Source organism: Sorangium sp. So ce836 (assembly GCF_028553905.1).
GTDB classification, from domain to species: domain Bacteria; phylum Myxococcota_A; class Polyangia; order Polyangiales; family Polyangiaceae; genus Sorangium; species Sorangium cellulosum_D.
Map to the genome: position 1 here is coordinate 7,426,157 of NZ_CP102233.1, position 20,414 is coordinate 7,446,570.

Sequence of the window (20,414 nt, forward strand, 5' to 3'; positions counted from 1 at the left end):
CCCCCCCTCCAAGGCATGTTGCACACAGCGGCGCACGCCGACATGCGAAACAAGCACCACGCCAGGGCCGAACGCCGTGGCTTCGCAGACCGATGAAAGGAGTTCTGACGACATGAAGAGGTTCTTGGCTATTTTTGCCGCCTTGGGTTGCTCCCTCGCCACTTCGCTCGTGCTCGCGGCTCCTCTCCCTGTGACCGGCCAGTGGCGGACGATCGATGAGCAGGGGATCGAGCAGTCGGTGGTAGAGATTTACGAGAAGGGCGGGAAGATCTTCGGCAAGATCGTGAGCCTGAAACAGCCGCTCGACGCGCAGGGGAAGCCGAAGCTCTGCACCGCCTGTGAGGGCGCCGACAAGAACAAGCCCCTTGTGGGGCTCGTTATCATCAAGAACATGGTCCGCGATGACGACGAGTACGACGACGGTACGATCCTGGATCCGAACAACGGCGAGACCTATAGCTGCAAGCTCGAGGCCATCGAGGGCGGGAAGAAGCTCAAGGTGCGCGGCTTTTTGGGCATCTCCCTCCTCGGCAGGACCCAGACCTGGCTGAAGAAGTAAAAGGATCTTCCTCGCCGTGGGTGCTCTGGTGCCTGCGCCGCAGCCGCGCGCCGGACGGGCAGGTGCGGCGGCTGTCGCCGAGGGCCAGCGCAGCACGCCGCTGCGGTAGCTCCGCGCACGTCCTCGCTTCTCTGCAGTGAAGTGGTCTGGAGAGGCTACGATACCGGGGCGTTGGGATTCACCACCACCTGGTACCGACGTCCCGTGGACAGCACGCTCGGATCAATGCCCTCCTCGAGCGGTACGCGCGTCTGCGTGAGCTGGTGGCCGGGTAAGCAACACGCGAGGGTGAAGGCCGCGTCCCAGCGCAGCCGATCGAGCACCCTGTCCATGTGCACGTGGGCGTGGACGAACGTCACGAACACCGGCATGGGGGGCAGGGCATTGAGCTGATCCGCGACGTCGTCGATGCTGGCCTTGTGCCACGCCAGGCGCCGAACCCCGAAGCGATCGCGCCACGCCTCCACCAAGGCTACGTTGAGCAGCGGATCGACGCTGATGTTGTCCGCCTCGCTCTTCAGCGAAAAGAGGGCCCCGGTCCTCGCGTGGGCCCCGTCCCCGACGTGAATGACGCGACATGGGCGGCCCTTGGTCAAGAGAGGCCGAAGATGACAGAGGGCAGAGTAGCTCTCGGTCATTTCCTTGGCGGGCCTGGTCGCTTTTGCGAACAAGGGCCACAGCGCTTCGAAGGAGCTCCTTCGCATCAGCCGGTCCAGGTAGTCGCTGCTCGGGGGCTGCGCGTCGGTGCTGGCCATGGAGGCTGCTTGTAGCAGAGCTGCCGCGATCCGCGCGGACCTCCCGTCGGAGGACCGTGCGGGGCCGCCCGCTCCCACGCCACGGCGGCGCCCACGAGAGCCGGGCGCCGGCGCGTCCGCCTGGGCCGCCCGCGAGCGGGGGCCGCCCCCGCGCGAACGGGGAGCTTCCCGCTCGAGCGGAGCCCGCCGCTGCGGCTAGCCTCGCAGGCCACCATGAGGGTCGAGCCGTACCGCGCCCCGCTCCGGGGCGGCCGTCACAGCATCCTCCGTCAGACCTCGCGCGAGGACGCCGCTGCCCTGCTCGCTCTCGAGCGGGCGATCGTGCGCGCGCGCCAGGGCATCGTGAAGCACGACGACGAGCTGCCCGCGGACGCGGCCGCCTACGCCGAGCAGCGGGAGCGCGCGGGCCTCACGGCGACGGACGGCTCGGCGATGTGCCTGGCCGCCGAGCTCCCGGGGCGCCGCCTCGTCGGCGAGGCGACGCTCGTCCGGCGGTTCAAGTTCCGGATGCTGCGCCACGTGGGGATCCTCGGGCTCGGCGTGCACCCGGAGGCGCAGGGGCTCGGCGTGGGCCGGGCGCTGATGGAGCGGCTCCTCGGGCTGGCGGCCACACACCGCGACCCGGACGGGGGGCGCGTGCGGCGCGTGGAGCTCTACGTGCGGGCCGACAACGCGCGGGCGATCGCGCTCTACCTGTCGTTCGGGTTCGTGCACGAGGGGACGCGACGCGACTTCATCCGCGGCGACGGCGGGGCGTTCGTGGACGACCTGGTCATGGGCCTCCTGCTGCCCGACGATGCGCCCGCCGCGGGCCGGTGAGGTGCGCCCCGCCCCCCCGCGGGCATGACGCGCGCCCGCCGCGGGCCGGCGAGGTGCGCCCCGCCCCCCTCGCGGGCATGACGCGCGCCGGCGCCGCGGGGTAGCCTTCCCGCGATGAGCGGACCGCCTCCTGCCGCACGCGCCGCCGGCCCCGGCGCCCTCCCCGACCCCGCCGCCCTCCCCGACCCGCCGCCCTCCCCGGCCGTGGCGCCGCGCCCGCGCCGGCCGCCGCTCCCGGCCCCGCCGCCCGCCACGACCCCGCCGCCCGCGCCCGCGCCGCGCTGCGCGCCGGGCGCATCGCGGCGCTGACCGCCGGCGGCCTCGCCCTCGGCAAGCTCGTCGCCGGCCAGCTCGGCCATTCGATGGCCGTCACCGCGAGCGCCGTCGACTCGCTCACGGACCTCTTCGCCTCCTCGGCGAACGCCCTCGCCATCCAGCTCGCCCACGCCGCGCCCGACCGCTCCCACCCCTTCGGTCACGCGAAGATCGAGACGCTCGCGACCGCCGGTCAGGGCCTGCTCATCGGCGGCTCCGGGGTCTACCTGCTCGTCGAGGGGATCCAGCGGCTGCTCTCGCCCCAGCCGCTCCGCCTCGCCGCCGTCACGCTCGGCGCCATGGCCGCCGCCGCGCTGATCACCGCGGCGCTCGTGGCCTACCTCGGCCGCGTCGCCGCCCGCACCGGCTCGAGCGCCATCCAGGCCGACGCCGTCCACTACCGCACCGACATCGCGGCGAACGTCGCGGTCCTCCTCGGCGTCGCCGTCACGTACGCGACCGGCTTCTCCCGCGTCGACGGCCTGCTGTCGATCGCGGTCGCCGTCTACGTCCTCACGTCCGCGGGGACCCTCCTCCGGCTCGGCGTGCGCGACCTCATCGACACGAGCGCCCCCGACGAGCGCGTCGCCGCCCTCGAGGCCGCGCTCGACGCGATGCGCGCGCGCGGCGAGATCCTCGGCCACCACGGGCTGCGCACGCGGCTCGCCGGGCGCACGCTGTTCGTCGACGTGCACATCGAGCTCCCGGGCGACATGCGCCTCGCCCGCGCGCACGCGACGGGCGACCGCGCGCGCGACGCGATCCGCGCCGCCGAGCCCGACGCCGAGGTGCTCGTGCACATCGACGTCGAGCGCGACGAGCCGGCGTGAAGGGCGCCGGCGCCGAGGGCGGGCGGCCGCGCCGAGCGCGCAAGGCCGCTCAGCCCGGCGGCGAGCTCGGCTCGCCGGCGCGCGGCGGCCCGGCGCACGGGAGCTCGACGAGGAACGTGGCGCCGGCGCCGGGCGCGCTCCGGACGCGGATCGAGCCGCCGTGCGCGTCCGCGATCCTCCGGCTCATGTAGAGGCCGAGCCCCAGCCCGCCGTAGTGCCGGTCGGACACGGCGCGCCCGAAGCGCTCGAAGATCTGCTCCTGCCGCGCCGGGTCGATGCCGATCCCCTGATCCTTCACCGAGAGCCGCGCCGTCCCGGCCTCCTCGCTGACGACGATCTCGACGGGCTTGCCCGCGCCGAACTTCATCGCGTTGGCGAGCAGGCTCGTGACGATCTGCTCGACGCGCGCGCGATCCCAGCGGCCCACGATCCGGCCGCAGTCCCGCAGCGACACCGAGCACCCGGCGCGCGAAAGCTCCAGCGTCAATCGCGCGAGGACATCGCGGACGACCGCCACGAGATCGACCTCTGCGACATGGAGCGAGAGCCGATCCACCTGGCTCCGCGAGACGTCGAGGAGCTCGTTGTGCAGGCGGGTCAGGCGCTTCGCCTGCCGCAGCGCGCGGTCGACCTGCCTGCCCATGGCCCGCGGGTCCCAGGGCCCCCCCGACCGGAGGGCCCGATCCATCGCCTCGAGCGTGAGCGTGAGCGACGTCATCGGCGTGTTGAGCTCGTGCGTCGCCACGGTGAGGAACTCGTCCCGCACCCGGACGGCCTCCTGGGCAGCACGGTAGAGCCGCGAATTGTCGATCGCGTTCGCCGCCCGGCGCGCCACTTCCTGCACGATCTCGATGTCCGCATCGCCGTAGCGGCGCTCCGGCACGGACGAGACGACGCTCAGCATCCCGAGCGGTTGTCCCCGCGCCACGACCGGCACGGTGATGGAACTGTAGGTCCCGAGCTCTCGGAGGAGCCTCACGTGCCCGTCGTCCTCGCAGTGTTCCCGGAGGATGGCCTCCGAGATCTCGGGGAGCAGGAGCGGCTCACCGCTGCGCAGGACCCTGGCCGCGGGGTGCGGCGAGTCCCGACCAGGCGGATACCGCCGCTCCAGCTCCTGGATCAACGACTCCATCGTGGGATCTCTGTGCGCCCAGGAAATTCGCCGGATCTCTCCACCTTCCACAATATCGATGATGCACCAATCGCAAAGCGATCGTACCGAGAGCCGCGCAATACGCGACAACGTCTCGCCATAAACGAGCGACCTGGAGAGGATGTCCCCGGCCTCGGCCAGGAAGGCCGCACGCCGCTCCGCCGCCTCGGCCGCGGTCCGCGCGGCCTGCTCCTTGGAGAGCAGCCGCGCGTTCTCCAGCGAGATCGCTGCTTGCGTGGCGAGCAGCGAGAGGGCGGTGAGCCGCTCCGGCGTGAACGCGCCCTCGACGAGGTTGTTCTCGAGGTAGAGCAGGCCCACCACCTCGCCCTGCCTCAGGATGGGCATGCAGAGCAGCGACTTGGGCCGACACCTCGCGAAGTAGTCATCGCCGGAGAACTTGCCCGCGTCCGCGGCGGCATCGCTCAGGATGACGTGCTCCTTCGTCCGCTGCACGAAGCGGACGAGCGACATGGGGACGCGCCGCGAACCATCCTCCGTCGAAGGCGGGAGGAGGGTCGTCGCCGCCCCTTTCTCTTCGAGGGTCGCCTCCGCTTCGATGGAGAGGCGCTCGTCCTGGTACAGGAGGATGCAAGCCCTCTGCGCGCCGCCCTGCTCGAGGACGACCGTGAGCAGCGTGCGCAGCAGCTTGTCGAGGACGATCTCGCTCGACAGGCTTTGCGATGCCTTGGTCACCGAGAGCAGGTCGAGCTGCTCGGACCGCGCCGCGAAGGTGGCGGCCTGGGCGAGCGGCGTCGTATCCCAGAGGTGCGGATTCTGCTGGTCGATCTGCTTGACCTTGCCGTCCGCCCCCCAGCGGGCGTAACAGGCGCGCGCCTCGCGGAGGTACGTGGCGGCGATCAGGTCGAACCCTCGCGCCCGGTAGAACCTCGACGCGATCTCGTAGGCGAGCGCCTCGTTGTGGACGAAGCCGCTCGCGCGCGCGGCGCGGATGGCCTGCTCGTAGAGCTGCGCCGCCTTCTCCCATTCGCTGCCGACGCGCGCGATCTCGGCGCCGACCAGCGCCGCGCGATGGACGAAGTTCTCGGGGCAGCTCGAAGCCCAGACCTCGAGCTGCTCGTGGTGCGCGAGGAGTTCCGTGAGATCCTGGGGCCGCTCATCGGCAGGTGCCGCGTCGTGGCGCGCTGCCCGCGCGAGCGCGCTGTGGGCGAGCGCGCTGTAAAAATGGTACTCGGCGATCTCGGGGAACGACGGCGACGTCCAGAGGAGCCAGTGCGCCTTCGCCGCGGCCTCGATAGCAGAGGCATAATCACCCGCGTAAAAGCGCGCTTGCAGCTTGCGGATCCAGTACCAGCTCGCGGCCAACGAGAGGCGCGGATCGCCCTCGAGGTGCCGTTCGAATCGGCCCTCGTCGAAGCGCTCATCGTTGAAGGAGGCGAAATCCGGCAAGAGCCCCTGGAGCGTCTGGATGAGTCTGAGCTGTCCGGTGATGCAGTCGACGACGAGGCCGAACTTCGCCTTCCGCGCGAACTCGAGCGCGCCCTCGGCCTCTCGCTGCACCTCGCCGAGCGGCTCTCCATCTATGAGGAGGAGCGTGAGAAAGGCGGTACGCAGATAGGATGCATACGTGAGATCGCCCGCCTCCTGCGCCGCGTGAAATGCGCGTCGCAATCGATCGAGGCTGGTACGCACGTGCCTCGTCCAGGGATTGATGGCGTACCAGAAGACCAGATAGACGCGGGCCTTGAAGCGGTCCAGCCCGCGCTTCTCCACGAGGTCGAGGCCGAGCTTGCCGAAGCGGAACCCCGCGCGGTAGTCGCCGAAGCGTGGCCCAAGGACCGTGCCGAGCCGGACGTAGCCGAGGCACGACGCGTCGCTGTTGCCATGCTCGATGCTGACGTTCACCATGCGAGCGACCAGGAGGCTCAGCAGGTTCTCGTCGGTGAACAGGGCGGGCGCCTCGCACCACGAGAGGACGTCGATGGTCGTGCGGCAGTCCGGATCGACCATCGGGGGCAAGTCGAAGAGCTCCTCGATCGGGCGGCCCGCGAGCCTCTGCCACATCCGCTCGTACTCCTGCAGGACCTCCGCGTCCGTCGGGTGCGGCGACCACTCGACGCCGACGCGCCGGAGGTATTCGAGGCATGCCTCCACGCTGCGGTCGCTCCGATCCATGGTCGTGTAAAGAGCCATGCGCGCGCACGTGACGGCGCCGAAGGCGACGAGGTCTCCTGCGCGGCGCGAGAGCATGGAGAGCCGCTCCTCCGCTCTCGAGAGCTCGCCGGTCAGGAACTCACACTCGGCCCGGTGGAGCTCGAGCGCGAAGATGAGCTCGTAGCGGATGGCCCAGCCGTCCTCGGCCAGGAGCGTTGCGCCGGCGACGAGGTACGCCAGCGCCGAGGCGTAGGCGGTCGACCCCTTGGCGCGCTTGCCCGCGATGAGGTTGAGCTCGGCGACCCGTTCTCGCTCTTCCCACGACGTGATGAGCCCGATGCCGCGGTTGAGCTGGTTCACGATCTCGAAGATCTTCTCCTCGAGCTCCTCCGGCGCCGTCCGCGACGCGAGCAGCCTGCCTATCTCGAGGTGCACCGACGCCCGCTCGCCTTCGGGGATGAGCGAATAGGCGGCTTCCTGGACCCAGTCGTGGAGGAACTTGTACGTGCCGTTCAAGCGAAAGACGAGCCCCTCATGGACTGCGTCCCAAAGATCCGCGTGCACATCCTCCTCCGAGCCGCCATGAACCAGCGTCAGCAGGGCGACGTCCGCGGTGTGTCCCAGGCAGGCGAGCTGCTTCAGCGCTCCCTGCGCGCCCTCCGGCAGCCGCGCGAGCTTGCCGACCATCAGGGCCGCCACGTTGTCGGTGAAGCCCTTTTCGCGGATCTTCGCCACGTCCCACCGGAAGGCCTCGGCCCGCTCGTCGAACTCGATCAGCCGCTCTTCGTGCAGCGCCATGAGGAACTGGGCCGCGAAGAAGGGGTTGCCGGCCGTCTTCTCGTGGACGAGGTTCGAGAGCGGCGCGGCGTCTTCGCGGGAGCAGTGGAGCGCGTCGCTGACGAGCGCGGCGATGTTGTCTCGGGAAAGCGGGCCGAGCACGATGTCCGAGATGCGCGCGCCCTCCTTCCGCATCTGGTCGAGCGCCAGCGCCAGCGGATGCGAGGGGGGCACCTCGTTGTCGCGGTACGCGCCGGTAACGAGCAGATAGCGCGTCTCGGGGTGCGTCACCAGATCGTGAAGGAGGCCGAGGCTCGCCGAATCGGTCCACTGGAGATCGTCGAGGAAGAGCGCGAGGGGGTGCTCCTTCCGGGCGAACACCCCGATGAAGCGCCGGAACACGACGCGGAACCGGTTCTGCGCCTCGGTCCACGGAAGCTCTGGAGCCGGCGGTTGCCGGCCGATGACGAGCTCGACCTGGGGGATGACCTCCACCAGGAGCTGTCCGTTGATCCCGAGGGCGTCGAGCAGCCGCTGCCTCCAGGCCACCATCTGGGCCTCGCTCCCGGCGAGGATCTCGAGCACGACCTCCCGGAAGGCCTGGACGAGCGTGGAGTAGGGGATGTCGCGCTGGGATTGATCGAACTTGCCCGAAAGGAAGAGGGCTCGCTCCCCGACGACCGGCCTGTAGATCTCGTGGACCAGCGCCGACTTGCCGATGCCGGAATAGCCGGAGACCAGGACGAGCTCGGGGGATCCCGTGCCCACCACGCGCTCGAACGCGCGCAGCAGCGCGGTCACCTCCTCCTCGCGGCCATAGAGCTTCTGAGGGATCTCGAAGCGATCGGAGACGTCGTGCTCGGCCAAGGGGAACGGCTCGATCCGGCCGGTCGCTCGCCACTCCGAAAGGCACCGCTCGAGGTCGTGCTTGAGGCCGCGCGCGGTCTGGTAACGATCCTCCGCCATCTTGGCCAGGAGCTTCAGGACGAGCGCCGAGAGGACCTCGGGCAGGTCCGGGACGAGCGCGGTGGCCGGTGGCGGGGCGCGGGCGACGTGGCAGTGCACCCACTCGGACGGGTCGCGCGCCTCGAACGGCAGCCGCCCGGTGAGCATCTCGTAGAACGTGACCCCGAGCGCATAGAGATCGGTGCGGCTGTCGATCGCCCGGTTCATCCGCCCCGTCTGCTCCGGAGCCAGGTACGGCAAGGAGCCCTCGATGAGCCGGGGAGGCCCTGCCGGCGACTGCTCGCGGGAGAGGCGGGACGCGAGGCCGAAGTCGGCGAGCTTGACCTGCCCGGTAGCTGCGTTGACGAGGATGTTCTGGGGCTTGAGATCCTTGTGGATGATGTCCCGCTGGTGGAGCTCCGCCACGCAGGCCACGATACGCACCGCGAGGTCGAGGAACCGCTCGATGTTCATGGGCGCGTCCATGAAGTGGTCGAGCGACTCACCGCCGAAATCCTCCAGGACGAGGGCCGGCAGCCCCTCGTACATCTCGAGGGCGAGCGGCGTTACGATGGCCTCGTGGCTCAGCGCCTTGCCGATCGCGTACTCGTGCTTCAGGCGCTCGATGTCCTTCGGGCGGCTGCGCCTCGGGTCGAGGACCTTCAAGATCACCGGGCAGCCATCGGCGCTCCGGATCGCGCGAAGCAGGCTGGTCTTCTGGCCCTCGTGGAGGGTCTCGGTGATCGCGTAGGGGGAGGCCAGGCTCACCTCCACGGGGAGCATCTCCCTGGGGAGGACACGCCGTGGGGCGCTGGCGCCCAGCGGCTCCGTGGGACATGAGAGCTGTCGACGCCGGGACGGTCGAGTCCGCGCGCCTCGCCGAGGCGACGCAACCGCACGGTCGGCGTGAGCGCATAGCGCAGGCCAGGCACCGCATCACCTGTCGCGGTCTCCTGCGGTCGTACCATCCGAGGCCCCCCCGACCGATAGATACCACGGCTGATGCCCGGCAGTTCCGCGGTGCACCTCGCAGGCGCCGACGAGCAGGGATCCCTGGCTCATGTGCACGCCCGGCCGCTCAGCCCGGCGGCGAGCTCGGCTCGCCGGCGCGCGGCGGCCCGGCGCACGGGAGCTCGACGAGGAACGTGGCGCCGGCGCCGAGCGCGCTCCGGACGCGGATCGAGCCGCCGTGCGCGTCCGCGATCCTCCGGCTCATGTAGAGGCCGAGCCCCAGCCAGATCCAGCTTGAGCCGCGCGATCACGTCGCGGACGACCGCCTCGAGGTCGACCTCCGCGACCTCGAGCGTGAGCCGATCCTCCTGGCTCCGCGAGACGTCGAGGAGCTCGTCGTGCAGGCGGGTCAGGCGCGTCGCCTGCCGCAGCGCGCGGTCGACCTGCCGGCCCATGGCGTGCGGGTCCCAGCGCCGGCCCGGCTCGAGGGCCCGGCGGACGGCCTCTAGCGTGAGGGTGAGCGACGTCATCGGCGTGTCGAGCTCGTGCGTCGCCACGGTGAGGAACTCGTCCCGCGCGCGGACGGCCTCCTGGGCGGCCTTGTAGAGCCGCGCGTTGTCGATCGCGATCACGGCCCGGTGCGCCACTTCTTGCACCAGCTCCAGATCCGCCTCGCCGTAGCGACGCGCTCCTTCGTCCGGTAGACGTAGCGGACGAGCGACGCGGGGCAGTTGCACGGCGCGCTCCCCGTGCCGCGACGAGCGAGCCCTTCATGAGCTCGCGCAGGCGCGTCCGCTCCTTAGATTCCGTTCATGACAAGCTCTCCGAGGCGCCGGGGGCGTAGCCGGACGAGGCCAAGCGAGAACGCCGATTACGTTAAAATTCGGCGACAATCGATTGATGGGAAGAGGACCGCAAGGGACGCAGGGGAGGAGAAGAATCTCATTCCATCTCTGTCCCCTTGCGCCTCTTGCGCCCTCGCGGGCTCGCCCCTTGCTGCATGCCGTGCTGTTCCAGCTTGCTCCTCGGCGGAGCCGGCGGGTGCCGCAACGTACTGAATTTAGCTGACCTGTTCGGCGCTCCAGGCTAGGAGGCGCTCGCCTCGCCGTCGTCGTCGTGCTCCTCGAGGTAGCGCTCGGGCGCGAGCTCCCACCGCTCCGGCGAGCGCCAGAGCTGCGACAGGAGCAGCTCGCGCATCAGGAAGAACTCCTTGGGCAGCCGGTCGTAGAGCCGCTCGAAGAGCTCCCGGTGCGAGCCGAACTCGACCTTCCACGCCTCCCTGTCCACCGCCATGAGCTGGTAGAACTTCTCCTTCGAGAAGCGCTCCATGCCCCGCCACTCGATGTCCTCGTAGCGCGGCATCCAGCCGAGCGGGCTCTCCTCGGCGAAGCCGCGGCCGTGCACGCGATCGACGATCCACTTGAGGACACGCATGTTCTCGCCGAAGCCCGGCCAGAGGAAGTTGCCCTGATCGTCCTTGCGGAACCAGTTCACCGAGAAGATGCGGGGCGGATTGACGATCTGCCGCCCCATCTGCAGCCAGTGGTTGAAGTAATCGCCCATGTGGTAGCCGCAGAACGGCAGCATCGCCATCGGGTCGCGGCGGACCTGGCCGATGGTGCCGGCGGCCGCGGCCGTCATCTCCGAGCCGATCGTCGCCGCCATGTACACGCCGAAGCTCCAGTTGAACGACTGGTACACGAGCGGCACCGTCGTCGCCCGCCGCCCGCCGAAGACGATCGCGCTGATGGGCACCCCGTTCGGGTCGTCCCAGCGCGGGTCGAGCGACGGACACTGCGACGCAGGGGCCGTGAAGCGCGCGTTCGGGTGGGCCGCCTTGCGCCCGCAGTCCGGCGTCCAGGGCTTCCCCTGCCAGTCGATGAGCTCCGGCGGCGGCTCGTCCGTCATCCCCTCCCACCAGACGTCGCCGTCGGGCGTGAGCCCGACGTTCGTGAAGATCGTCCCCTTCCGGATGGTCGCCATCGCGTTCGCGTTCGACTTCTCCGACGTCCCCGGGGCCACGCCGAAATACCCCGCCTCGGGGTTGATCGCGTAGAGCTGCCCGTCCCGCCCGGGCTTCATCCACGCGATGTCGTCGCCCACCGTCGTCACCTTCCAGCCCGCGAACGCCTTCGGCGGGATGAGCATCGCGAAGTTCGTCTTGCCGCACGCGCTCGGGAACGCCGCGGCGACATACGTCTTCTCGCCCTTCGGCGACTCGACGCCCAGGATCAGCATGTGCTCGGCGAGCCACCCCTGCTCCCGGCCGAGCACCGACGCGATGCGCAGCGCAAAGCACTTCTTGCCGAGCAGCGCGTTGCCGCCATAGCCGCTCCCGTACGACCAGATCAGCCGCTCCCCCGGGAAGTGGACGATGTACTTGTGCTCCGCGTTACACGGCCACGGCACGTCCGCCTGCCCCGGGGCGAGCGGCATGCCGACCGAGTGCAGGCACGGGACGAAATCGCCGTCCCCGAGCACGTCGAGCACCTTGCGCCCCATGCGCGTCATGATCCGCATGCTCGCGGCGACGTACGGCGAGTCGCTGAGCTCCACGCCGATGTGCGAATAGGGCGAGCCCACCGGGCCCATGCTGAACGGGATGACGTAGAGCGTCCGGCCCCGCATCGACCCGGCGAAGAGCCGGCGCAGCGTGGCCTTCATCTCCTGCGGATCGGCCCAGTTGTTCGTGGGGCCGGCGTCCTGCTTGCGGCGGCTGCAGATGAACGTGCGGTCCTCGACCCGCGCCACGTCGCTCGGGTCCGAGCGCGCGAGGTAGCTGTCCGGGCGCTTCTCCGGGTTCAGGCGGATGAGCGTCCCGGCCTTGACCATCTGGTCGCAGAGCGCGTCGTACTCCTCCTTCGAGCCGTCGCACACGTGCACCTTGTCCGGCTGGCACAGGGCGACGACCTCCGCGATCCACTGCCGGAGCTTCTCGTTGGCGATCGACGCGCGGAGCCCGGGGATCGAGACCGGCGGCGGCGGCTCCGAATGGACCGAGTTCTGGCTGCTCTGGCTGGTTGCTACGGACACTGGCGTACCCTCCTGGCTCTCTGGGTCGAGCGGGTTTGCAAGGCGCAGGCCCCTGCCCGCCCATGCGTCGATTCTGGCCGAAATGCGCCCGGTTGGCTGCACCGATCCTCCCTGAGCCCGGCCGCCTCGGGGTGTCGCGCGCACCAGGTGCGCCCCGGAGCAAACCGTGCGCTGAGCCAGGAGCGCGGGGTCAGCCCACGCACGCGCGGCGTGAGAGAGACGAGAGGGGCTACTCTGCGTGCCCGTGGGCCGTCGCGTCGCCCGCGACGGCGAGGACCCGCTCGACCACCGGCGCGTGCAGCGCGAGCAGCCGCGACGGCGCGACGCCCAGGGCCACGGTGAGCGCCAGCAGCGAGAGCAGCGCCGCGCGCTCGCGGAACAGGAGCGGCTCCACCATGGCGGCGCCCTTCGCGCCGCGGGGGAGCGGGCCGAGGAAGGTGCGCTTGAACGCGCGGAACATCGTGATCCCGTTGAGCGCCGTCGCGCCCAGCATCAGCACCGCGAACACGGGGTGGACGTGCAAAACCCCGTGCAGGAGCAGATCCTCGCCGATGAACGTCAGCGCCCCCGGGAGCCCGATCGTCGCGCACGCGAGCAGGAGGAAGAACGCGGCCATGCGCGGCGTCCTCGCCACGAGGCCGCCGAGCTCCCTCACGTCCGCGGTGCCCGTGCGCGCCTCGATCGCCCAGACGACCATCGTCACCCCGGTGACCGCGATCGACAGGGCGAAGCTCTGGAGCAGCGCGCCGCTCAGGCTCTGCGGGTTCATCGACGCGATCCCGAGGAGCACGAGCCCCTTCTGGCTCGCCACGAGGTACCCGATCATGCGGCGGAGATCGGTCTGCGTGAGCGCGAGGACGGCGCCGTGCAGGGCGCTGAAGAGCCCCAGCGCGGCGAGGACCGGCATGTCCTCGGCGCAGCTCTCCGGCAGGAGCGGCACCACCACGCGCACGAGCACGCAGACGCCGACCTGCATCTCCGCGAGCAGCACGGTCACCCCGAGCGGCCCGCGCTCGAGCAGCACCGGCAGCCAGCCGTGGAACGGCACGGCGGCCATGCGCATCAGCACCGAGATGCCGATGAGCGCGAAGAGCGGCGACTGCCACGCCTCCGGGATGCCCGCGCGAGCGACCTCCTGGATGTCGAACGGCGGCGCCGCGCCGCGCCGCGCGGCGAGCGCGGCCATGACGCCGAGCGCCAGGACGAGCGGCGCCGTGCCGCCGAGGAGGAAGATGCGGTAGGTGCGCCGGAGGAGCTGATCGGCCGCGCCCCGCCGCGCGATGAGGCGCGCGCCCGGCAGGAACGCGGCGACCCACGCCGCGGCGAGCACCACGAGGTCCGCGGCGCAGTAGACGCCGAGGATGGCGCTGCCGGTGGCGAGCACCGCCGCGAGGCTCCGCCGATCGAGCGCGGCGCGCGGGCCCGCGGCGATCAGGGCGAGCAGCGTGGCGCCGAGCAGCGGGAGCAGGGAGACGCTGAAGCCGTTGAGGACGAGGCGGAGGCGCACGCCGAGGAGCGGCACGGCGGGGCCGATCGCGTCGACCGCGGCGCCGCCGGCCGCGTGGAACAGCGCGAGCGCGACGAGCGAGAGCCCGAGGGTGAGCGCCGCGCCGGCGACGGCCACGCGCCGCGCGGCGGCGTCGCTGCGCGCGCAGGCGACCGAGAGCGCGGCGAGCGCGGGCGCGAGGATCGTCGCCGAGAGGATCAGGAACATGCTCATGACCGCGCCCCCTTCGTCTGGGGCGCCGGCGCCGCCGCGCCCGCGCGCTCGCCGCGAGCGCCCGCCTCGGCGGCGCGGCCCTCGTCGCGCTCGGCGAGGCCGCTCAGCGCCGCGACCCAGCGGCGCTCGAAGCCGTCGATCACCTGCCCGAGGCGCATGAGCGGCGCCGCGATGAACCGCTGCTGCAGCACCTCCACCTGGAAGCGATCGAGGGAGGCCCAGTACGCGCGCCGCACGAGCGACGCCGGCAGCACGCGGGCGGCGATCGCGAGGTGCGGCAGCGGCTCGCTGGCGTGCGCGGCCCGGATCTCCTGCGCGTCGCGGAGCGCCGCGGGCGCGCGCAGCATCTGCAGGCACCGGAGGCACGCGTGCGCGAAGAGGTGCACCAGCGCGAGCCGGTAGTACCCGAGCCCGATCTCCACGAACATGATCCCGACCTGCGACATCGTCGCGTACGCGAGCGCGCTCTTCACGTCCGCCTGCACCCGGCCCACCAGCGTCCCGTAGACGGCCGTCAGCGCCCCGACGCAGGCCACCACCGCGCTCGCCACGGGCGAGCGCTCGAGCACGGGGGCCGCGCGCAGCATCAGGTACACGCCCGCGTGGATCGAGATCGCGCCGTAGAAGAGCGCGCTCGACGGCGTCGGCCCCTCCATCGCCCGCGGCAGCCAGGTCCCGACGGGGAACTGCGCGCTCTTGCCCATCGCGGCGAAGAACAGGCACAGCGCGATCGCCGTGGCCCCGGAGGCGCCGATCGCGGCGGCGGACCCGGGCCACGGGGCGCCGCCGAACACCTCGCCGAAGTTGGCCGAGCCGGCGAGCGAGTGCATGAGCACCGCGCCGACGAGCAGCCCCACGTCGCAGAGCCGGTAGGTGATGTAGACGCGCAGCGCCGCCCGCGCCGGCGCCGCGCGCTCGTGGAAGAACGCCACGAGGAGCACGCTCGTCCCGCCGACGAGCTCCCAGCCGACGAAGAGCTGGTCCATGCTCCCCGCGGACACGAGCGCCAGCATGCCCGCCGAGAACAGGGCGAGGAGCAGGAAGAACCGCGCGAACCCCGGCTCGCGGTGCAGGTACGCGACCGAGAACCTGCCGGTGACGAGCGCGATCAGCGAGACGAGCACCATCATCGTCGTCGACAGCCGGTCGACGAGCAGGACGATGTCGAACGCGTAGCCCGAGACCTCGAACCAGTGCCCGAGATCCACCGAGAGGAAGGCGTAGGGCGCCACGACGGACGAGCCCCAGGCGACCAGCGAGGCGACGAGCGAGAGCGAGAGCGCCGACAGCACGACGCCCGACACGACGCGCTCGCTCGGCGTGCGCAGGAGGAGCAGGTAGGCGCCGAGCGCCGCGAACGCGACCGCCGGCGAGAGCACGGCGACCGCGGCGAGCCTGCCGAGGAGGATGTCAGGCAGCATGGTAAGAGATCTCCGTCTGGGACCGTGGAAGCGCGGCGCGGACGATGGCGGGCGGGATGAAGCCGCGCTTGCCCGCGTACCAGTCGACGGACCGCTGGACCGCGGGCAGCGGGTGCTCCGGCGGCGTGAACGGCGCGAAGGCGCCGCGGGTGAAGCGCTCGAACCGGCCCGTCGCCGGGTCGATGCAGACGAGCTGGATCCAGCCGTTGACGACGAGCTCGCGGAGCGCCGGCTGCCGCGCGCAGATCGCCGCGGCCGTCGCCGCGCTCGCCTCCACGACGGTGAGCATGCGCACCGGCTCGTGGATCTCGATCATCTGCTTCGGCAGGCCGGTGCGCAGATCGCTCAGCGAGCCGTCCATGACGCCGAGCAGCGAGGCGAGGTTGTGCGGCAGCTTGGTCCCGGCGCCGTAGCGGAGGTTGTCGACGCGGGAGAAGTAGTACTCGAGGTTGATCCCCGCCCCGACCGGACCCGCGGAGAGCAGGACGCGCTCGAGGATCGCCCCGGTCGGGTCCTGGGTCGGGTCGTACGAGACGAGGAACGCTCGGCGGTCGAGGAACATCCCGTGGGTGAGCTCGCGGCGGCCGATCACGCAGACGGCGTTGGTCGCGTGCCCGAGCTCGGGCCGGGCCTCGCTGAGGTCCACGGCGCGCGCCTCGACGTGCGCGAGCGCCTGCTCGGGGCTCAGGCGCTCCGATGCCGACGCGAAGCGGCGGCAGCGCTCGTGCGCGTGCCGCTTGCGCGCCTCGCCGAGGGCCTGCTTGAGCGCCTCGATCTCGCCTCGGTGCGACGCCGGCGCGAGGTGCTCGTCGTAGAAGACGATCTCCTCCGTCGTCGTGTTGTTCATCCCGCCGAGGAAGAAGGTCCCGTCCGGGATGTCGATGCCGCGGCCGCGGAGCAGCGCGCGCACCTCCTGGTCGTTGGCCATGGCGGCGAACAGCCGCGCGTTCGGGCCGCCGTGCCGGCCGCCGCACGCGCCGCAGTCGTACGCGGACTGGTGCGGGTTGTTCACGCTGGACGCGCCGTGGCCGAGCACCGCCACGACCGGCGCGAAGCGGCGGGTGAGCCCCATGATCTCGAGCGTCGCGGCCACCCTCGCGGCCTTCTCGGCGGCCGTGAAGGGCGCCCCCCCGCTTCCCGCCGGAGCCCCCTCCCCGTGCGGGCTGTGGAGGTGGGTCGGCACCGCCGGCAGGAGGCGGCGCTCGAGGGCGCGGCGCAGCCGCGCGAACGCCCTCGGGAACAGGACGCGCCCGACGAGCGGGATCGTGGAGAGCAGCCCCAGGGTCGGCGTGAGCAGGAGGCCGCGCGAGAGGGTCCGGGTCCCGTGCCCGAGCGTGTGGACGAAGCGCGCCCAGCGCCTGCGGCGCGCCTTGCGGAGGTGGAAGGCGCCCTCCTCGCGGGGCCGCTCGACGATCTCGTGCGCGGGCTCGACGCCGACGGGGCAGAGGCTCACGTGGCCGGCGTCGTCGAGCCCGCGGAACCGGATCGGCACGCCGAAGAAGCCGGCGATGCCGAGGGTCTCGTGCCGCGGGGAGAGCTCCTCGAAGTGCCTCCGGAGGCCCTCGCAGCGGTCGTCGATGCACAGGGCGAGCTGGAACCGAGGGGCCAGGACCGCGCGCTCGTACGCCGGGCGGCGCAGGTTCGCCGCGATGCCGTGCAGCACCTCGACCCGGTGGTGATGCTCGTACGCCTCGTGCAGGAGGCGCCGCCGCGTCGTCTCGTCGAACGCCTCGAGCACCTCCAGCGCCCAGACGCGCTCGGCCTGCGGGAGCGCCTCCACCTCGGCGACCGACAGCCCCGCGAGCTGCGCGAGGTGGAACAGGAGGAACGGCCGATCGCTGTCGGGCGAGCGCGGCGGCGGCCCGGCGCGCCTCGCGGCGAGCCGGGCGTGCTCGACGAGCCCCGCGAGGGGCCCCTCGAACCCGAGCCGCCGGCGCGCCACGTCGCGCAGGGCGTACCGGGCGAGGGTCAGGCGCACCGCGAGGTACTCGAGCAGCGAAGCGGGCGGCGCGCCGTGCGGCCGGTCGCCCGGGGTGTGCTCGAGCCGGTGGACCATGCCGGCCCAGCCCGGCAGCTCGAGCAGGACCCGCGTCACGTAACCTTCCCAGCGGTCCTCCGCGACGCCGAGCTCGCGCAGGGCGCCGGTGACGACGGCCGCGGGCGACGCGTCCGCCCCGAGCCGGCCGAGCTCCGCGTCGAGCCCGGCGAGGTGCGCGCCGGCCGGCCTCGCGCCCTCCAGCACGAGGCTGCGGAACGCGCGGAAGAGCCCCTGCGCGCGGTCCGGCATCACCCAGTGCGCGACGCCCTCGTCGAGGTAGGCGCCGAGGAGCCGGATGAAGAGCGGATCGATGAGCTCGGCCGGATCTTCCCCCGTGAGCGCGAGCAGCAGATCGCGGTGTGATCGATCGACGCCCACGCGGTCGGCGAGCGGCACCTCGGCGGACGGCGCCGGCGGCAGCGGCACGCGGCGGCACGCGTCCCAGAGGGCGAGCGCGGCGCGGACCTCCAGGTCGTAGCCGGCCTGCGCGACGAGGCGCACGGCGGCCTCGGGGCGCTCGACCAGCCATCGCGCCGTACCGACGAGGATCCGGCGGCGCGGCTCGGACGGGAGGTCGGGCCTCAGCCCGCGCGTCTCTCCCGCCTCGGCGATGCGCCACCGGAGCCCCGCCTCGGTGGCGGCCTCGATGGGAAAGCGCAGCGCGAGGCGCTCGATCTCGTTGCGTGACAGCGGGCCGCGGCGCTCGTCAGGCCGGTCGGCGAAGCGCTCGGCGAGCGCCGCCTCGAGGTCCTGGTCGCCGATCCGGCCCGACGCGATGTGCGCGCGGTACTCCGCCTCGGAGAGGTACGGCTCTGCCCCGAACAGCGCGCTCGCCGCTGCGAGCGCGTCGTGGAACGGCAGGTGCTGAAACGCGTGCAGCGTGTTGTGGTGGACGAACACGCCGATGGGCCCCTGCGATGGCAGGAGGTGACCGGCGTGCTGGAGGGCGATGCGCAGGCGCTCTTCTGGAGCTTCACCTGCGCTGGACTTCGCACTTGGATCGTTCATGTCAATCGTACGTCTCCTGAGTATCGCTCCAAAAAGCGCGGCGCGCACGCGCAGCTTTCGCGCACCTCGCGCAACTCGTGCACCTCGCGCGCGCGCCGTGCGGGCTCAGCGGCTCACCGGCTCACCGCGGGCGCGAAGGCCACCTTCTTCCGCGCGGAGAGCGGGTGCGACGACATCGGGCCGTGTTCGTCGAGGCCCGACAGCGAGAGCGTCCGCCCCTCGCGCTCGAGCAGGGCCTTGAGGTCGTGCAGGTTGGCCATGACCGTGTGATCGACCAGGCGGGTAGCGGCGAAGTCGATCTCGATGGCAGGGGCGTCCCGGTGCCGCGCGAGCCGCCGCTTGATCGAGAGGTAATTGCTGAAGACGGCGGCCTGCTTGACGCGCAGCACGAGCCGTCCGCCCTCGACGTGCTCCTCGATCTCGGGCCGGAAGAGGTTGCGGAGCGGCGCGCCGTGGAGCACGTGGAGGAACATCTCCACGGCGATCCCGGCCACGACCCCCACGAGCAGATCGGTCGCGATGGTGATCGCGGCGGTGGCGACGAAGACCGCGAGCTGCTCCTTGCCGATGCGGAACGTCTTCACGAACTCCGTGGGAGACGCGAGGCGGATGCCCGTGAAGGTGAGCATCGCGGCGAGCGCGGCGAGCGGGATGCGGTGGATGAGCCCCGGCGCGAACGCGACGAACAGCAGGAGGAAGGCGCCGTGGAAGAAGTTCGAGAGCCGGCTCCTCGCGCCGTAGCCGATGTTGGCGGAGCTGCGGACGATCTCCGAGATCATGGGCAGCCCGCCGAGCAGGCCCGCGACGAGGTTGCCGGCGCCGGTGGCGAGCAGGTCCCTGTCGAGGTCGGGGCGGCGCTTCTCGGGATCGAGGGAGCCGACCGCCTTCGTGGACAGCAGCGACTCGATGCTTCCCACGAGGGAGAACATCAGGACATACTTCATGGACGCGGGCGTGGCGACCTGGCTGAAGTCCGGAAAGGCGATGGCCTGGGTCAGGTTCCCCGGCAGGGTGACGAGGAACTTCGGCCCGATCGTGTGGACCGAATCCGTCACCGACAGCGTGTACGTGTGCTCGTGCTCGAGGTCGAAGACGAACGCGAGCGGTATCGAGGCCGCGAGCACGAGGAGCGGCGCGGGGATCTTCTGCATCCACCGCGTCCTCCTGGCCACCGCCGGATAGCCGAACAGGAGGACGAGCGACAGGACGCCTATCAGGGCGATCTCGGGGTTCATCCGCAGGACGCTGGCCGGGATCTCCAGGAGCAGGTGGAGCGGCGCCTTGGATGTCGGGGTGACGCCGAGGAGCGTGTGGACCTGCTTCGAGCAGATGATGATCCCGATGGCCGCGAGCATGCCGTGCACCACCGAGGAGGGGAAGAAGTCGCCGAGGGTGCCGGCGCGCGCGAGCGCGAAGGCGATCTGCGCCGCGGCGGCGACGACGATGCAGGCGAGCGCGCGGCGGTAGCCTGTCGCGTTGTCCCCGCCGCCGAGCTCCTGCACCGCGCCGAGCGCGATGACGATGAGCCCCGCGGCCGGGCCCTTGATGGTGAGGGGCGCGCTGCCGAGCCAGGTGGCGATGACGCCGCCGACGACGGCGGTAAGCACACCTGCGATGGGGGGGAATCCGCTCGCCATGGCGATGCCGAGGGAGAGCGGGAGAGCGATCAAGAAGACGAGGAACCCTGAGACGAGATCGGACTTCCACGTCGATGGAGCCGGCGCTGTCGGTGCTGGCTCTGGTGGGTCCGGGATGTTTGGCATGGGCATGGCAGTAGTCGTTCTTCGGCAGGACGTGAGTCCCGCCACCTCCGCCCGACCGCTAGGAGACCGAGTGACTGCTTTCCAGCCCCCGGCTCACACAATGTTTCAAAAAGTTTTCGCGAACACCTACGCTGTACTATTCTACCGTACGCGCATCGACGATCGGCCCGGGCGCTGACCGACCGCGGTCCCCGCCTCGTGTCCTGCGATGTCCG

General features: G+C 71.4%; 11 protein-coding genes and 1 pseudogene. 3 read left to right on the top strand and 9 right to left on the bottom strand.

The features are described 5' to 3' along the window. Nucleotides 1–112: 112 nt before the first annotated feature. A complete protein-coding gene (locus NQZ70_RS26640; protein WP_129576720.1) occupies nt 113–559 on the top strand; it encodes a DUF2147 domain-containing protein in 447 nt (148 codons plus the stop codon). A 155-nt stretch (nt 560–714) separates the two neighbouring features. Here NQZ70_RS26640 and NQZ70_RS26645 read toward each other — a convergent pair whose 3' ends face one another. Beyond that, nucleotides 715–1,314 (bottom strand): hypothetical protein, encoded by a 600-nt coding sequence (locus tag NQZ70_RS26645; protein ID WP_129576721.1) that lies wholly within the window; start codon nt 1,312–1,314, stop codon nt 715–717. Between the two features lie 213 nt (nt 1,315–1,527). Between NQZ70_RS26645 and NQZ70_RS26650 the strand changes: the two genes are divergently transcribed. Both NQZ70_RS26650 and NQZ70_RS26655 read left to right on the top strand, forming a co-directional pair. Continuing rightward, entirely contained in the window at nt 1,528–2,133 is a 606-nt protein-coding gene (locus tag NQZ70_RS26650) for a GNAT family N-acetyltransferase (protein ID WP_129576722.1), read from the top strand. 305 nt (nt 2,134–2,438) lie between these two features. Further along, nucleotides 2,439–3,278, top strand: a complete 840-nt coding sequence (locus tag NQZ70_RS26655) for a cation diffusion facilitator family transporter (protein WP_272829142.1) — start codon at nt 2,439–2,441, stop codon at nt 3,276–3,278. A gap of 49 nt (nt 3,279–3,327) precedes the next feature. Here NQZ70_RS26655 and NQZ70_RS26660 read toward each other — a convergent pair whose 3' ends face one another. The 8 genes and pseudogenes from NQZ70_RS26660 to NQZ70_RS26690 form a co-directional block, all read right to left on the bottom strand. Then, complete coding sequence (locus NQZ70_RS26660) at nt 3,328–9,048, bottom strand: AAA family ATPase (protein WP_129576724.1); 5,721 nt, start codon at nt 9,046–9,048, stop codon at nt 3,328–3,330. A 295-nt stretch (nt 9,049–9,343) separates the two neighbouring features. Further along, a complete protein-coding gene (locus tag NQZ70_RS53460; RefSeq protein WP_408022441.1) occupies nt 9,344–9,481 on the bottom strand; it encodes a hypothetical protein in 138 nt (45 codons plus the stop codon). Between the two features lie 160 nt (nt 9,482–9,641). Continuing rightward, nucleotides 9,642–9,746 (bottom strand): annotated as a pseudogene (locus NQZ70_RS53465) (hypothetical protein); the annotation flags it as partial. A gap of 556 nt (nt 9,747–10,302) precedes the next feature. After that, nucleotides 10,303–12,249, bottom strand: a complete 1,947-nt coding sequence (locus tag NQZ70_RS26670; protein WP_207217487.1) for a phosphoenolpyruvate carboxykinase (GTP) — start codon at nt 12,247–12,249, stop codon at nt 10,303–10,305. A gap of 229 nt (nt 12,250–12,478) precedes the next feature. Further along, a complete protein-coding gene (locus tag NQZ70_RS26675) occupies nt 12,479–13,969 on the bottom strand; it encodes a NuoM family protein (protein ID WP_129576726.1) in 1,491 nt (496 codons plus the stop codon). Then, on the bottom strand, nt 13,966–15,390 hold the full coding sequence (locus tag NQZ70_RS26680) for a proton-conducting transporter membrane subunit (RefSeq protein WP_129576727.1): 1,425 nt from the start codon (nt 15,388–15,390) through the stop codon (nt 13,966–13,968). The genes NQZ70_RS26675 and NQZ70_RS26680 overlap by 4 nt, the downstream gene beginning before the upstream one ends. Next, nucleotides 15,380–18,436: a YbcC family protein gene (locus tag NQZ70_RS26685; protein ID WP_129576728.1), complete on the bottom strand. Its 3,057-nt coding sequence runs from the start codon at nt 18,434–18,436 to the stop codon at nt 15,380–15,382. Before NQZ70_RS26685 ends, NQZ70_RS26680 begins: the two co-directional genes overlap by 11 nt. A gap of 113 nt (nt 18,437–18,549) precedes the next feature. After that, nucleotides 18,550–20,205 carry a SulP family inorganic anion transporter gene (locus tag NQZ70_RS26690; RefSeq protein ID WP_129576729.1) on the bottom strand — a complete coding sequence of 552 codons (1,656 nt, stop codon included), beginning with the start codon at nt 20,203–20,205 and terminating at the stop codon, nt 18,550–18,552. Between the last annotated feature and the right edge of the window lie 209 nt (nt 20,206–20,414).

Bases quoted from the DNA above. Each gene is read 5' to 3' on its own strand.
- NQZ70_RS26640 (WP_129576720.1), top strand. From the start codon at position 113: ATGAAGAGGTTCTTGGCTATTTTTGCCGCCTTGGGTTGCTCCCTCGCC.
- NQZ70_RS26645 (WP_129576721.1), bottom strand. From the start codon at position 1,314: ATGGCCAGCACCGACGCGCAGCCCCCGAGCAGCGACTACCTGGACCGG.
- NQZ70_RS26650 (WP_129576722.1), top strand. From the start codon at position 1,528: ATGAGGGTCGAGCCGTACCGCGCCCCGCTCCGGGGCGGCCGTCACAGC.
- NQZ70_RS26660 (WP_129576724.1), bottom strand. From the start codon at position 9,048: ATGCTCCCCGTGGAGGTGAGCCTGGCCTCCCCCTACGCGATCACCGAG.
- NQZ70_RS53460 (WP_408022441.1), bottom strand. From the start codon at position 9,481: ATGAGCCGGAGGATCGCGGACGCGCACGGCGGCTCGATCCGCGTCCGG.
- NQZ70_RS26675 (WP_129576726.1), bottom strand. From the start codon at position 13,969: ATGAGCATGTTCCTGATCCTCTCGGCGACGATCCTCGCGCCCGCGCTC.
- NQZ70_RS26680 (WP_129576727.1), bottom strand. From the start codon at position 15,390: ATGCTGCCTGACATCCTCCTCGGCAGGCTCGCCGCGGTCGCCGTGCTC.
- NQZ70_RS26685 (WP_129576728.1), bottom strand. From the start codon at position 18,436: ATGAACGATCCAAGTGCGAAGTCCAGCGCAGGTGAAGCTCCAGAAGAG.
- NQZ70_RS26690 (WP_129576729.1), bottom strand. From the start codon at position 20,205: ATGCCCATGCCAAACATCCCGGACCCACCAGAGCCAGCACCGACAGCG.